This is a genomic window from Pseudomonas sp. SIMBA_068 (assembly GCF_046534705.1).
Lineage (GTDB): Bacteria > Pseudomonadota > Gammaproteobacteria > Pseudomonadales > Pseudomonadaceae > Aquipseudomonas > Aquipseudomonas putida.
Genome location: NZ_JAWRYI010000594.1, coordinates 1 through 269, shown reverse-complemented (window position 1 = coordinate 269; position 269 = coordinate 1). Strand labels below are relative to the sequence as shown.

1 pseudogene is annotated in these 269 nt (G+C 61.0%); it reads left to right on the top strand.

Annotated features, from left to right (window positions below):
- A pseudogene (locus SB756_RS30555) lies at positions 1-184 on the top strand (amino acid amidase); the annotation flags it as partial.
- Positions 185-269 lie beyond the last annotated feature (85 nt).

Below are 269 nucleotides of genomic sequence, written 5' to 3'. Positions count from 1 at the left end.
GGTGCCGACGCTTTTGATCTGTGGCCGCTACGATGAAGCCACGCCAGTTGTGGTCAGACCCTACCTGGAGAAGATTCCCGGCATTCGCCTGGCGTTGTTCGAACACTCCAGCCACATGCCCCACGTCGAGGAGCGGGTCGCCTGCATGGGCACCGTCGTGAATTTTCTCGATGAATGCCTGTAACCGCACGCCAGCAGCCCCCGCTACGTTACGTAGCGGGGGGCGTGGTTTTTCAGGGGCCTAGTGCAGCTTCAGGCGTGGATCGGTA